This window comes from Vibrio sp. 10N.222.51.C5, assembly GCF_041474575.1.
Classification (GTDB): Bacteria; Pseudomonadota; Gammaproteobacteria; order Enterobacterales; family Vibrionaceae; genus Vibrio; species Vibrio crassostreae_C.
In genome coordinates, this window is record NZ_JBFRUJ010000032.1 from 20,633 (window position 1) to 34,921 (window position 14,289).

General features: G+C 43.2%; 15 protein-coding genes. 7 read left to right on the plus strand and 8 right to left on the minus strand.

The genetic code is table 11. The features are described 5' to 3' along the window. Nucleotides 1-102 precede the first annotated feature (102 nt). From AB4558_RS10790 to hisC, 5 genes are all read right to left on the minus strand, one after another. Nucleotides 103-1,410, minus strand: coding sequence for a TRAP transporter large permease (locus tag AB4558_RS10790; protein ID WP_010438025.1), 1,308 nt, complete (start codon nucleotides 1,408-1,410; stop codon nucleotides 103-105). Nucleotides 1,411-1,431: 21 nt separating this feature from the next. Further along, nucleotides 1,432-1,911 carry a TRAP transporter small permease gene (locus tag AB4558_RS10795; RefSeq protein ID WP_004736522.1) on the minus strand — a complete coding sequence of 160 codons (480 nt, stop codon included), beginning with the start codon at nucleotides 1,909-1,911 and terminating at the stop codon, nucleotides 1,432-1,434. Nucleotides 1,912-1,978: 67 nt separating this feature from the next. Continuing rightward, nucleotides 1,979-2,938, minus strand: a complete 960-nt coding sequence (locus tag AB4558_RS10800; RefSeq protein WP_017063537.1) for a TRAP transporter substrate-binding protein — start codon at nucleotides 2,936-2,938, stop codon at nucleotides 1,979-1,981. Between the two features lie 579 nt (nucleotides 2,939-3,517). Continuing rightward, entirely contained in the window at nucleotides 3,518-4,291 is a 774-nt protein-coding gene (locus AB4558_RS10805) for an ABC transporter substrate-binding protein (RefSeq protein ID WP_102393430.1), read from the minus strand. Between the two features lie 10 nt (nucleotides 4,292-4,301). Further along, the gene (hisC, locus tag AB4558_RS10810) at nucleotides 4,302-5,444 is read right to left on the minus strand and encodes a histidinol-phosphate transaminase (protein ID WP_372073299.1); all 1,143 of its coding nucleotides are present in this window, start codon (nucleotides 5,442-5,444) and stop codon (nucleotides 4,302-4,304) included. A 181-nt stretch (nucleotides 5,445-5,625) separates the two neighbouring features. Between hisC and AB4558_RS10815 the strand changes: the two genes are divergently transcribed. The 6 genes from AB4558_RS10815 to AB4558_RS10840 all read left to right on the plus strand — a co-directional run bounded on the left by AB4558_RS10815 (nucleotide 5,626) and on the right by AB4558_RS10840 (nucleotide 9,227). After that, nucleotides 5,626-6,513 carry a LysR substrate-binding domain-containing protein gene (locus tag AB4558_RS10815; protein ID WP_017069990.1) on the plus strand — a complete coding sequence of 296 codons (888 nt, stop codon included), beginning with the start codon at nucleotides 5,626-5,628 and terminating at the stop codon, nucleotides 6,511-6,513. A gap of 286 nt (nucleotides 6,514-6,799) precedes the next feature. Next, nucleotides 6,800-7,048 (plus strand): hypothetical protein, encoded by a 249-nt coding sequence (locus AB4558_RS10820; protein WP_017069991.1) that lies wholly within the window; start codon nucleotides 6,800-6,802, stop codon nucleotides 7,046-7,048. Between the two features lie 133 nt (nucleotides 7,049-7,181). Beyond that, nucleotides 7,182-7,748: a septation protein A gene (locus AB4558_RS10825; protein WP_372158795.1), complete on the plus strand. Its 567-nt coding sequence runs from the start codon at nucleotides 7,182-7,184 to the stop codon at nucleotides 7,746-7,748. 188 nt (nucleotides 7,749-7,936) lie between these two features. Next, entirely contained in the window at nucleotides 7,937-8,335 is a 399-nt protein-coding gene (gene yciA, locus AB4558_RS10830) for an acyl-CoA thioester hydrolase YciA (protein ID WP_017061510.1), read from the plus strand. A 195-nt stretch (nucleotides 8,336-8,530) separates the two neighbouring features. Then, entirely contained in the window at nucleotides 8,531-8,827 is a 297-nt protein-coding gene (locus AB4558_RS10835; RefSeq protein WP_004736512.1) for a YciI family protein, read from the plus strand. Nucleotide 8,828: 1 nt separating this feature from the next. Continuing rightward, complete coding sequence (locus AB4558_RS10840; protein ID WP_050635140.1) at nucleotides 8,829-9,227, plus strand: GspS/AspS pilotin family protein; 399 nt, start codon at nucleotides 8,829-8,831, stop codon at nucleotides 9,225-9,227. A gap of 92 nt (nucleotides 9,228-9,319) precedes the next feature. Here AB4558_RS10840 and metE read toward each other — a convergent pair whose 3' ends face one another. Continuing rightward, complete coding sequence (gene metE / locus AB4558_RS10845) at nucleotides 9,320-11,683, minus strand: 5-methyltetrahydropteroyltriglutamate--homocysteine S-methyltransferase (protein ID WP_372158797.1); 2,364 nt, start codon at nucleotides 11,681-11,683, stop codon at nucleotides 9,320-9,322. 280 nt (nucleotides 11,684-11,963) lie between these two features. On the opposite strand from metE, the gene AB4558_RS10850 reads away from it, so the two are divergent. After that, a complete protein-coding gene (locus AB4558_RS10850; RefSeq protein WP_136979790.1) occupies nucleotides 11,964-12,875 on the plus strand; it encodes a LysR substrate-binding domain-containing protein in 912 nt (303 codons plus the stop codon). Between the two features lie 139 nt (nucleotides 12,876-13,014). Here the strand turns inward: AB4558_RS10850 and AB4558_RS10855 are convergent, their stop codons facing one another. Together AB4558_RS10855 and AB4558_RS10860 are read right to left on the minus strand one after the other, a co-directional pair. After that, nucleotides 13,015-13,215: a DUF4250 domain-containing protein gene (locus AB4558_RS10855; protein WP_372158799.1), complete on the minus strand. Its 201-nt coding sequence runs from the start codon at nucleotides 13,213-13,215 to the stop codon at nucleotides 13,015-13,017. A 132-nt stretch (nucleotides 13,216-13,347) separates the two neighbouring features. Next, the gene (locus tag AB4558_RS10860; protein ID WP_017062029.1) at nucleotides 13,348-14,028 is read right to left on the minus strand and encodes a hypothetical protein; all 681 of its coding nucleotides are present in this window, start codon (nucleotides 14,026-14,028) and stop codon (nucleotides 13,348-13,350) included. Between the last annotated feature and the right edge of the window lie 261 nt (nucleotides 14,029-14,289).

The window sequence follows — 14,289 nt, forward strand, 5'->3', positions numbered from 1 at the left end:
TATTAAGCTTCAGTTTTGATTGATAAAAAAACCGCCTTCATACAGGCGGTTTTTTATTAGGAAATGATTAATATTGAGTCGGTAAACCTTACCCTTGTAAGACTAATTGATTAATCCAAACGCACGAGGCAGAGCCAAACTAATTTCAGGAATAAAAGTTATAGCCAACAGTGTGACGATCAGTACGGCACAAAACGGCATGATACTTCTTATAACATTCTCAATCTTAGAGCCACTGACACTACAACCCACAAATAGCGCCGTGCCAACGGGTGGCGTTGCAATACCAATACATAAGTTGAAGATAATCATCATCGCAAAGTGAATTGGATGCATGCCTAAGTGCTCAGCAATCGGCATAAAGATAGGGGTAAAGATCAATACGGCTGGCGTAAGGTCCATAAACATACCCACAATCAGTAGAATCAGGTTCATCAGAATAAAGATGATAATTGGATTGTCTGAGATAGAGAGCATCCAATCACTGATCATGGTTGGTAGACCGGTAAACGCCATTGCCCATGACATAATGGTAGAAGCACCAATCAAGAACAGCATAATGCCAGTAACCTGAACGGTTTCTCTACAAATTATCGGAAAGTGTGCCCATTTGAGGGTTCGGTAACAGAGTGACAATATAAAAGAGTATAGAACCGCTATACATGCCCCTTCTGTTGCAGTGAATATACCACCAATAATACCGCCAATAACAACAACAATAAGCCCTAAGCTTGGTGTTGCTTGCCAAACAATATTCAGCACATCTTTCGTTGTGAAGCCGTCATTGGCACTTGTTTTGTAGCCCTTCTTTTTAGCGATGAAATAGGCGACGACCATACAACTTAAGCCCATTAGAATACCTGGGACATACCCTGCGATAAACAACGCCGCAACGGATGTTCCACCCGATACCACTGAAAATACGATCAGTGAATTACTCGGCGGTATTAATAAGCCTGCCGGGCAAGATGCAACGTTTACTGCTGTTGCTAAGTTTTTATCATAACCATCTTTTTCTAATTCTGGGCCTAAGGTTTTACCAACCGCAGCTGCTGCTGCAACGGCTGATCCTGAAACGGCGCCAAACATCATATTGGCGAAGATGTTGACGTGAAAAAGTGAGCCCGGGATCCAACCAACCAAGAGCTTTGCAAGGTTGATGAGTCGACTCGCGATGCCACCTACATTCATTATATTCCCCGCGAGGATAAAGAAAGGGATGGCTAATAAACTGAAACTATCAATACCGGTAATGATTTTTTGACCCGCAGTAATACTGGCGACTTCAAACGGTAAGATGAAATACATGATGGTTAAAGATGACATGGCAATTGCAATCGCAATCGGCATGCTTATCGCGATCATGAATAAGAATAGGCCTAGCAGCCAAACACCAATGGACAAATCCATAATATAGAGTCCTTTTAAAACTTATTTTTTGTTGGGTTCACAAAAAAGATCAAACGTATTCATGACCAAATAAATGAGGATAATAACGGCTGAAATCGGCAATATTGAATACACCGTCGACATCGGTAATTGCAGTGCTGGAGAGAGTTGTTGTGTGGTTCTTCCCATTAGGGCGATGCCACCTTGAAGCATTGCTAGAAATACAAATGCGCCAGAAATGATATTGATGAGTACATGTAATGCGATATGTGCTTTACCCTTAAGATAACCATCCAATAACGTTATTGCTAAGTGTCCTTTGATACCGAATAAGTAGCTTGCTCCTAATAAGCCAAGCCATACCATCGCATAACGAGCAAGTTCATCAGTCCAGTTACTTGGATCATTCAAAACATAACGACTAAAGACCTGCCAAGTGACAGTAACGACAAGTAACATTAGTGCAAAAGAAGAGACAAAAAGAATCAGCCTATCAAGTAGGTTTCTGAAAGTTGCTAACATGGTGTGATACCTCAAAAAATTTTGCCTTAGCAAAGCCAAGGCAAAATTATATTTTCACTAAGACTGATTAAAGAGCTTCAATTTTTTCAATGAATGGAGCTAGTTTTGGATCTTTTTTCGCCTCATCAATCATAGGTTTAACAGCTGCACGGAAAGGGGCTTTATCAACTTCAACAAACGTGACACCTTCTTTCATTCCTTTCTCTTTGTTCATGTCATCTGTTGCATCCCAGATTTTGATCTGCTCTTCAAGAGACTCAGCAGCAGCTTCTTTTAAGATCTTTTGCTCTTCTGCCGTTAATGAACCCCATTTGTATTCTGAAATGATGATCACGTCAGGTGTCATCATGTGCTGGTCCATAGAGTAAAATTTGGCAACTTCGCTGTGTTTCATTTCAACTAAGCTAGAAATATTATTTTCAGCACCGTCAATTACGCCTTGTTGCAGCGCCGTGTATACCTCATTGAAAGGTACAGGCGTTGCTTTACCACCTAATAGGTTAACCATTTCCATCATGGTTGGAGAACCCGGAACTCGAACTTTCATACCAGCGAGATCAGCCGGTGAGTTAATGGCTTTTTTAGCGTAGAAGCTACGTGTGCCTGAGTCATAGAATGTAAGACCGATGAAGCCTTTACCTTCACTTGAAAGCAACATCTCTTGTGCAGCTTCACTTCGCATGAACGTTCTCATATGTGGAACGTCACGGAATAAGAAAGGCAGTGCATTAACCTTAAACGTTGGTTCAAAAGATTCGGCTAACCCACCATTGATTTTGGCCATATCAATCGCGCCAGTAACAACTTGCTCCGCTTGGTCACGTTCAGAGCCTAATTGACCGTTTGGAAAGATCTTAATCGTAAGTTCACCATTCGATTTTTCTTTCACTTTATCAGCCATGATCACCATGCCTTGGTGAGCTGCGCTTTCTAATGACATTGCATGCCCTAACGTCAAAGTTTTTGCTTGAGCGCCAAATGCCATCAGAATTGAAGCCGCTGCAATCGTCAGTAGGTGTTTTTTCATGTTCTTCTCCAGAATCCATTTTGTAAGAGGTACAGTTTTATATGCAACGCTATAGCTAAGTTTGAAATCTAACGTTCAATTGCACATCGCTCATAGCAGTAACGTTTCATTACAATATTCTTACCCTATGAATTTTGTATTACAATACTATATGTATATTTTGTGAACTAAGGTTTATCTATTGGCCTGAGAACCTAATTGATTGTGATACCAATCATATTTGGGACTAATTAGACCATTAATCAGTTCTACTTTGGATTTTTTGGTAATTTCGATTACTTTCAACTCCTTTAAGAACAATCTCTTAGTAAAAAAGCACCGAACCATTTATGTTATTTTAAGACATTAAATTCAGTTATGGAGCAAGACAAAGAAGGTCTCCTCGTTCGAAAACGCGAGTCGTGAACAGTGCTTTGTGAGGTGATGAAGACAAGGTTTGCGGCTGGATTTAGGTAACAAGAATAGATAAAGGCAATAGAGAGAAGCTTGAGAGGATGAATTGTTTGTAACAAAAATCCGAGAGCCTTACAGCCCTCGGATTTTTGTTTTTGGTGTTCTAATTTTTAGGCGTTAGACGAATTACAAATCAGCGCCATAAATATCAAATGTGAAGTACTTAGCGGCGATCTTGTCGTAAGTACCGTTCGCTCTGATCTCTTCAATCGCGGCATTGAATTGTTTCGCCAGTTTTGAATCCTGCTTTCTTAGTGCTAACGCCGTACCCTCGCCAATGTAGGCTTTGTCGGTTACTGCTTTACCTTTAAATTCAAAGCCCTCACCTTCTTTTTTATCTAAGAAAGCTAATGACAGTTGATCCGAGTTGCCAAAGGTTAGATCTAGACGACCATTTTGCAGATCCAGATACACTTCATCTTGCCCTGTGTAACGCTTAATGTTGGCCACACTGCCAAACTTGTCGGTTACGTAGCGATCGTGAATCGTACCTTGTTGAACACCTATAGTTTTGCCCGCCAAGCCCGCCTCATCAACGCTGAACTCCGCGCTTTTAGCAGCAACAAACACGGCTGGAGTTTGGTAGTACTTATCAGTAAATAAGATCTTACGCTTACGCTCTTCGGTGATACGCATTGACGCCATAATCACATCTGACTTTCTTGCCAACAAACTTGGAATTAGCGAATCCCAGCTTTGTGAAACCCAAGTACAATCGAGTTTAGCTTGCTCACACAAGGCATCAGCTATCTCAATATCAAACCCGACAGGCACACCGTCGCTGTTTTTATAGTTGAATGGCGGATACGTAAAGTCCGACGCCAAACGGATTTCTTTCGCCTGTACCGTTGTACCAAGTAAAGCGACCGCACAAGCGAGTCCTAGTATTATCTTTTTCATCATTGCCATCCTAGATATGATCTTTATCGAGTTGAGATTGAGTTTCTTTATGTTGAGCTTGTTGAATGTCTTTGCCTTGTTGACTCTGTTCTAATTCGGTTTGGTAACGTGTTAGTGACGTTATCACTTCTAGCATGCTCTCTTGGCTACCAATACTGATTCGAACACAGTTACGCAAAGCCGGTTCATGGTTTTGGTTCCTTGTCACAATGCCGTCCTTCGCCAAGACACTGAACACTTGATGCCCAGGTTTTTGACGCAGCAAAATAAAGTTTGTCGATGAAGGGTAAACAGACTCGATGAAATCAAATTGCGTTAACTCACAAGCAAACCAGTTACGTAGTTCGACCAGCTTTTGTGTGGCGTCTTCCATCACTGAAACTCTGTCATCAGACAACGCGTCTAATACAATTTGAGATGAGCAATCTGGCATCGGATAAGGTGGAATCAGCTTCGCGACATACTGCATCACATTTTGACTCGCTAAGATAAAACCACAACGAACCGCAGCCAGTCCAAATGCCTTAGACAAGGTGCGAATCACAACCAAATGTGGATAGCGTTCAATAAGACTAACGGCTGACGTTTGTGGTTCAAATTCGATATACGCTTCATCGACTACCACTAGCGACTTTCCAATCGTGCCTTCCAGTACCTGAACCAAATCCGATTTAGGAATCACATTACCCGTTGGGTTGTTTGGTGAGCAAAGAAACACGATATTCGCCAGCTCTGCTTTATTCACAATATCAGCGACGTTCAGGCTGAAATCTTCCTGCAATCGAGAGTCCAAGGTATTGATCGCCAATGCATCAGCGCAAAACTCATACATCGCATACGTTGGAGAGCAGATAAGTATGTTGTCGCACGCCGGTTTACAGAATGTTCTGATCAGCAAATCAATCGCTTCATCTGCACCACGAACAGCCACAGTCGCGGCATCGGTACTACAGTAATCTTGATAAGCCTTAGCAATATCTTGTGGTAAGAAGTCTGGGTATCGGTTGTGACTTGCTTCTCCTTGAAACAGCGAGCTTTCCAATTCATTGGCGTTTAGCCAGACACGTCCATCACCACCAATTCTTCTTGCCGATTGATAAGGTATTAATTTTTTTACAGCCTGAGGCACTAAGCTATCAATAAAAGATGTCAAGAAGCTATCCCTTTCACAAAATCACAATGTCTTCATCATTGCCTTCATATTCAAAAAATGTGACTTATACACATATTGAATCACAAATGATGATTAAGTATTTACATTCAAACAGAACACTATTGATAAATGAATCGAAATAATCACATAATAGCCATGATAAAAAGTCATAGGTAAAGATATGAATCGCACACTTCCTTCAACCAAAACCTTGCTCGCGTTTTTGTCTACGGCAAGGCACCTCAACTTTACACGCGCGGCACATGAGCTCAATGTTACGCAAGGTGCAGTGAGTCGTCAGGTATTGTCGTTTGAAGAAAGCCTTGGCTGTGATCTCTTCTATCGCCATGCTCGCGGATTGTCTTTAACGCCGAAAGGAGAAGAACTGGTTCCCCTGATACAAGGAACGATTCATCAGCTGCAATCGGCTCTAAATCAGGTGGCTAGCTCTCCGTCTAAGATCAAACTCAACGCACCGAGCTGTATTACCTCTTGGCTACTACCTAAGTTGATGTCTTTTCAGCAAGCCTATCCTGAAATTGATGTCGAACTGACGTCGACCATCAAGCACGTCTTCGAACCAAGCTTTGATCCGTTTGACGCCGTAATTACCTATGGTAAGAAGCCAAACCAACAATCGATTATCAGCCAATTATTGTTTAACGAGCAGCTAGCGCCCGTTTGCCAAGCACAAAGCATTACACAGAGCCATCTTGTCGACGACGCATCGACCATCATCAAGCCACACAAGCTCGCTCAATACACTTGGTTACACGCTAACAATGAGCAAAGTGATTGGCGACTTTGGTTAGAGCACATAGGCAGTCATGACCTTTCAAGTAAGAACAACCAACAATTCGCGACACTTGATCAAGCGATGAACGCAGCCATTCAAGGGTTTGGCATTGCTATAGGCGACATCACGCTAGCAAAACAAGATATTGATTTGGGCAGGTTGGTGAAAGTGAGTGAAGGCAGTGTCTTTTCTGGAAATGGTTACTTTTTGCTGCAGCCTAAGAATCGACAAAATCCATCTTTATCTACGCTGGTTGATTGGCTTGTCGATTAGCGGCAATCACCGTAGATAGAAGCACACTATAAACGGCAGTAGAGCGTCATAATGAGAATTTCATCGTTCTCAAAATGAAACTATTTTATGTCTGTTACGTATTGGTTGTCAGAGAATAGAACGTACCTCGCCTTAACTATTTGAAAAGAAGTTCAATTCTATCTGGTAGGGAAAATGTTCCGTTCAACTAGAGAAAATGGCATTCGAATTGCTTTGTCATAGATAACCCAACCAATATACAGCAGGTTGCAACAGTTTCACTGCAGCTTGTCACGGAGGATAGGCTATGACCTTACAAAGACATACGTATTACGGCTTGATTCACCATGGAATTAAAACCTTATTAATGGACAGAATTGGCCACTTCACAGAGCGTGAATATCACGAGTATCTCGACCTAACGACAGGCAAATCGACGTGTTTTGCCATGAGTGAGCAAGAGCTCGAAAACACCTTAGACAGCTTAAAGAGCGAAGGTTACCTTGAAGATATCAAGAAGCTAATACCTCGCTACCAAACCTCGTCAATGCGATAACCTGCTTCAACTCTTTAAACACGATGAGTGGTTAGATTGAATTAATTGGCACCCAATTGTCTCGAGCTATTTAGCATCGAGACAGTTTTCGTTAGACTGTCAGCAACTCAACTAACTGGATAGTCAGTGTCTCATGAAACAAATTCTTGATTTCATTCCTCTCATTATTTTCTTTGCGCTTTATAAGATGTACGACATCTATACCGCGACCGGCGCTTTGATCGTTGCCTCTGCAGTTCAAATTATTTTGACGTACTTCCTCTACAAGAAAGTCGAAAAAATGCAGGTCATCACCTTTCTAATGGTTGCCGTATTTGGTGGCATGACCATCTTCTTGCACGACGACAACTTCATTAAATGGAAAGTCACCATCGTTTACGCACTGTTTGCGATTGGCCTGACGGTCAGTCACATCATAGGCAAATCAGCGATTAAAGGTATGTTAGGCAAAGAGATCACACTGCCTGATTCGGTATGGGGCAAGATCAACTGGGCATGGACGCTGTTCTTTACCCTATGTGCCGTTCTCAACGTTTACGTTGCTTTCAGCCTACCGTTGGATGTTTGGGTCAACTTCAAAGTGTTTGGTCTACTCATCGCGACCTTGCTCTTCACCTTGCTCACTGGTGTTTATATCTATAAGCATCTACCAAAAGACCAGCAGAAAGAGTTAACGGATAAAAATACCGACGAGAAATAGCCCTTAGGGATGAGTCCTCATACCCTATTTGATACAATTATTATCAATATGCGATTGGCCAATGATACTCGTGATCATTGGCCGCTGATTATTTGTGTTCGGTGAAGACGTTAAAAATTAGACCACCACGAGTCTCGTAAACACATCTATTTTTAGATAAAACAATCAATACCATTAAGAGTACGACAATGACTATTCAATCAACTTTGAACCCGATTGGTTCTTTACTTCTTCGCACATTAGCGATGCCTTCTGATACAAATGCAGCAGGCCAGATTTTCGGTGGTTGGATAATGTCACAGCTTGACCTTGCTGGCGGCATACTGGCAAAAGAGATATCTAACGGCAAGATAGTCACGGTTTCAGTATCGAGTATCGAGTTCAAACAGCCGGTTTCTGTAGGTGATGTTGTGTGCGTTTACGGTGACTGCACTAAGATTGGTCGCAGCTCGATGAATATCGACCTAGAAGTATGGGTTAAGCCTGTACTTGACCACGGTATCGGTGACCGCTACAAGGTGTGTGGCGCGACATTCAACTACGTTGCGGTTGATGAAAGTGGTAAGCCTCGTCCAATTAATAAATAGTACTTTCGACAGCCCTATCGCACTTTAAGGTCTTTAGTCGTTTCGATTAAAAATGCTAAAGACCTTCTCACTCTCCCGCACCATTTCACAATTTCTTATCATTAGCTCTTCCAATACCAATTAGTTCGCGTAAATTAGCAAGATAGCGAATTTAAACGCCCTCAATTTAGTGAAGTAAAATAAGGATATCTCAATATGTGGTACGTGATTTTTTCTCAAGACGTCGAAAATTCATTAGAAAAACGCCTAAGTGTTCGCCCACAACATCTAGAACGCCTACAAACACTTCACGATGAAGGCCGCCTTTTGACAGCAGGTCCAATGCCAGCGATTGATTCAGATAACCCTGGTGAAGCGGGCTTCACAGGTTCTACTGTGATTGCTGAGTTTAATTCTTTAGACGATGCACAGGCATGGGCAGACGCAGACCCGTACATTGCTGCAGGTGTCTACCAAAATGTGATTGTTAAACCATTCAAGAAAGTATTTTAACGTGAAAAAATGGATTATCGGTTCACTGGCCGCTGTTCTGCTTGCAGGCTGCAGCTCATCAAGTGAACAAGACAAACAAAGACAGCTAGAAATGATGGCGCAGCATCGCGCTGGCGTTTTATCCGCAGGCCTTCCGATTGAGTATGGCCCACTGTCGGTCATGCGCGTGCTAGCAAAAAACACGGTTATCGAAATCATGATGATCTACAACCAAGATGCAAAAGGTGCTAAGCCTTTAAACCAAGTTGTAGACATGAGTGTGAATAGCTACTGCACCAACTCTGAAGTGAGAGCAAACCTTGATATGGGCTTGGCTTACAACATCAAGATTCGCAACACTCGCGGACAACTGATGGTTGAGAAGTTGATCAGCAAAGAGACGTGTCAGAGCAGCAGCTAGATTCTAGCTCGAGATTCGAACAAGTATAAAACCAGAAGGCCTCGCAAATGCGAGGCCTTTGTTTTATGAAGCAATCAAAATCCTAAGCTGAATTATGCCTCGGTTGATTCCCACTCTTTACGCAGTGCTTTAGTTGCCGAAACTAAGTTAGTCAGCGCCGCTTCCGTCTCTGCCCAGTTCCGTGTCTTCAGCCCACAATCAGGGTTTGCCCACAAACGTTCCGCTGGAATTTTCTCTGCCGCTTTCTTAAGTAAATCAACAATCCACTCTTCTGACGGGATGTTTGGTGAGTGAATGTCATAAACGCCAGGTCCAATCGCATTCGGGTAGTTGAACTCTTCAAATGCTTTCAGCAGTTCCATGTTCGAGCGAGAAGTCTCAATGGTAATCACATCGGCATCTAGCGCGGCTACTGAATCAATGATCTCGTTGAACTCGCTGTAACACATGTGGGTATGAATCTGAGTTTCTGGTTTAGCACTTGCCGCTGAGATCTTAAAGGCATCGACCGCCCACTCTAGGTATTCTGCGTGGTCGCGCTTTTTCAATGGCAGACCTTCACGAATCGCTGGTTCATCGATTTGGATAATGTTGATGCCCGCGTCTTGCAAATCAGACACTTCATCTCGCAGCGCAAATGCCAATTGATTAGTGATCTCTTTGCGTGAAATGTCTTCACGTGGGAATGTCCAACATAAGATAGTGACTGGGCCTGTCAGCATCCCTTTCATCTGCTTCGAGGTCAGAGATTGGGCATAGGTCGACCATTCTACGGTCATCGGCTTCTCACGCTCTATATCCGCGACCACAATCGCCGGCTTCACGCAGCGTGAGCCATAGCTTTGTACCCAACCAAACTTAGTGGTTTGAAAGCCTGCTAGGTTTTCTGCAAAGTACTCCACCATGTCGTTACGTTCAGCTTCGCCATGAACAAGCACATCCAAATCCAGTGCTTCTTGACGTTTAACGGCATCCGCAATATGGCCTTTCAATGCAGTGTTATATTCCGCTTCACTCAGTTTGCCAGTGCGGTAAGCGCTACGTTGAACACGGATCTCGCCTGTCTGTGGGAATGAACCAATGGTTGTGGTTGGTAACAGCGGTAAGCCTAACACCTCAGACTGGTGTACGGCACGTTCTGCGTATGGAGCAGTGCGCTCTGCTAGCGCTTTAGTTATCGTGTTAATACGAGCTTGAACTTGCGGCTTATTCACATGAGTTGCACTCTTGCGTGCAACAATAGGTTGGCTATACGTCTCACACGCTAATATGGCATTTTGATCGCCGTCAAGCGCAGCACCCAATAAGCTAACTTCCGTGACTTTCTGTTTCGCGAAAGCAAACCAGCTTTTCACTTCATCGCTAAGTGAATCTTCTAACTCTAAGTCAACTGGGCTGTGCAGCAGCGAACATGAACTTGCGACCCAAAGCTTATCGTCTAACTTCTCTTTCACTGGTTGCAGTTTCGCTAGCTGAGTAGCCAAGTCTGCTCGCCAAACATTGCGCCCGTTGATGACACCTGCAGACAGCACCCAATCTTCAGGTAGCTTGTTCACCACTTCATCGAGTTGCTGGGGTGCGGCAGCCAAATCGATGTGTAAGCCGTTGACGGGCAGTTCCATGATTTTATCTAACGTGTCAGTCACAGAATCAAAGTACGTGGTAAGGAGTAGCTTCACATCACCTTGAATCACCTGATAAGCCAATTTGAATGAATCTGCCCACTTAGTCTCAAGTTCCAGAGAAAGGATAGGTTCATCGATTTGTACCCACTCAACGCCCAACTTGGCCAGTTTTGCCAGAATCGCTTGGTAAGCGGTAAGCAAGCGTGGAAGCAAAGTTAAACGGTCAAAGCCCTCTTCTACTTCCTTGCCGAGATATAAATAAGATAACGGGCCTAGAAGAACTGGCTTCACCTTATGCCCCGCTTTAATCGCTTCACTCACTTCGTCAAACAGTTGTGGCCAACTCACTTCAAAGGTGTCGTCTTTACTGAACTCAGGAACAATGTAGTGATAGTTAGTGTTGAACCACTTCGTCATATCTGATGCTGCTGCACCATCTTTAGCGCTTTCAGAGCCGTGCTTAGCGCCACAACAAGTTGGCTGCCTTTGAGATTGTATTTGAGTTTGAGATTGACCGCGACCAACGCGGAACAAGGTATCTAAATCTGGGAAGGCTTTTTCACCTTCTGATCCACCAGCGTGACGCTCAGGTACATGACCTAGAAGTAACGTCGTTGTTAGAACATGGTCGTACCATGCGAAGTCACCCGCAGTTGCAAAGCTTAGATTCGCCTTAGCTTGTACATTCCAGTTACGATTTCTTAGTTCGCTACCGAGTTGCTTTAAATCTGATTGGTTAATCTCACCGCGCCAGTATTTTTCTAAAGTGAATTTGAGTTCGCGTTTTTCGCCGATACGTGGGTAGCCTAAAATATGCGTTGTCGTAGTCATGAACCTGTTCCTTATTCAATAATTTTTAGTGTTCGATCAAACTGCCTAGCTTATGGTTTAAGTTCTTTACAAGGCGTCTAGATGGCTAAACTATCTCCCTAATCTGAACGATGAACAACGTCCAAATATTCATCTTGTTTATTAAAAATATTCATCTTGAATAATCTAAAGCTGAAAAATTAAATCCATCTGGACATCTAGACGTTTACAAATGAAAGAAAACCCCGTAGGGTGATTATTAAGAAATATTGAATTGGCTTAGGGAATATGAGGAAAACTCATGATAGAGCTTAAACACCTTCGAACATTGACTACCTTAAGAGACAGCGGCTCGCTAACAGCGACGGCAACTTCTCTTCACTTGACTCAGTCGGCGCTTTCTCACCAACTGAAAGACCTTGAGGCGCGTATCGGTGGTCAGCTTTTCCTACGTAAAACTAGACCAGTTAAGTTCACCTCTGAAGGTGAGATTTTGCTTAGGCTTGCCGATGAGATACAGCCAAGAATAGCTAAAGCGGAGAACGAACTCGCGAGCCTGAAAGAGGATGTGAATGGTCGTTTGCACATGGCGATTGAATGTCACTCATGCTTCCAATGGTTAATGCCTGCTTTGAAGGAATATCAAGTGGCTTGGCCAAGCGTAACGCTAGATTTCTCGTCAGGCTTTGGGTTTGAGCCGCTACCCGCGCTAATGGCAGGCGAGCTAGATTTGGTGATCACCTCTGATATACAGCCTCGCTCTGAGGTTCATTACGAGCCGCTTTTCGATTTTGAGATGCGTCTTATCACCGCGATCAACTCGCCTTTGGCCGATAAAGCGAGCATTGAACCGCAAGATCTTAGCGATCTCACTATGCTCTCCTACCCAGTTCAAAAGCAGCGTTTAGACGTAGTGAAGCACTTTTTGCAACCAGCAGGTGTAGAACCTAAGAAGTGGAAACAAGCAGACAACACCTTAATGTTGGTGCAAATGGTATCGGCAGGATTAGGTGTCGCGGCATTACCAAATTGGGCGATCAGTGAGTTCTCAAGACAAGGTTTGATAGCCAGCAAACCGTTAGGTAAAGGGCTTTCAAGAAGACTGTTTGCCGCAGTAAGAAACTCAGAAAAAGACAAACGTTACCTACAGGCTTTCTTTAGCACAGCAAGACAGCAGAGTAAGAGTCACTTAGATGGTATTGAAGTCGTTTAAGAGGTTCATTATTGAGCTAGCTTAAGCCTGTATTAAATCGGAAAGGCAAACGCCAGAAACAAAAAAAGTCACAGATAATCTGTGACTTTTTAGTTTCAGTATCGATGATTTTCGATATCTGTTGATTCGCGAAAATAGACTATCTTGGATAAGACTTAAACTGGTTAGTCAATGGGTCGTATTGATAGCCAAGCATATCGAACTTGCCCACGACACTTTCTATATCCATTTCATACATACTGATCAGCTCTTCAAAGCTATCGCACTCTAGGCGAAGTTTCTCATTCACGATTCCCAGCAAGATAATGCTATCGAAACCTTTGACGTTGCTTAAATCCATCTCGTACTCCTTACGAACACACCGACTAAAATTAAGTTTAGAACGCTTACCAAGGCCATGCTAAAAAACTGATCACACTTCTTAAAGAGAATGCGTGATTAATGAGCGCACGTAATTAATGAAAGTGCGCGATTAAAGTGCCCACACTGGCGTTAAACCCACAGCCGCAGCCAATAACATCAGTAACGAAACCGTCAGTTGAAGTTTTTCCGGGGTTTTAACGAACAGTAGATGCCAACACCACACCACGATAGCTGAGATTAGCAAAGCAAAGCTGAACAGTAGCGTTGAAATCACTGGTTCTAGTTGAGCTTCAGACAAAGAATAGACACTCACGACTGTTGCCAAAACCACCAACATGCCCGTCAAAACACCAACAACAGGCAGAACACGGTGAAATGCCTGTAAGCGTGTTCTTGCAATCGTCAGCAGTAAATGGCCAAACGCTGAGCCTAACAGTGCCACTAGCAATACAGTAGTGATGATACCAACGGTAGTTGCTTGTTCCGTCGCTTGGATAGCAACGTAAGACAATGCCAAACCACAAGCTAAGTACATCACCCAAATAGGGCCGGAATCACGTGTCTTCTTGGTTTGAACTTGAGAATAGAAATAAAAGATCGCAAACACGACCAGAAAGGCTTCAATTTTTACTGAAGCGACGGCAAGCCACAGCACGCCAATCGCAGGTAACATCTTGTGGATCCGACCACGCTGCCCCGGACAAATATCCCCTTTCACCAAGATGAGGGTTAAGATCAGTTGGGCTCCTAAAAGCATCGGAGCAAATTGTACTAATAACGTTTCGACCATTGTGGATCTACTTCTTCAGACTTATTTTCGCGAATAATATCAAAAACTGCTGCGAACACTAATCAAAATCACAAATTAGCGACGTTATTCAAGGCTTCAACTATGCTGTTGTATGGCTCTTTTATCGCCATTTACCGTAAAAAGACGAAAGACACCAGAACTAACAGGGGCATGTTCTACTGGCTAGTCTAGGCTCATGCCGCTATAATTCCCGCCTCAAAAATCAGAGGTTGAAATATGTACAGCGATATCACTCCTATT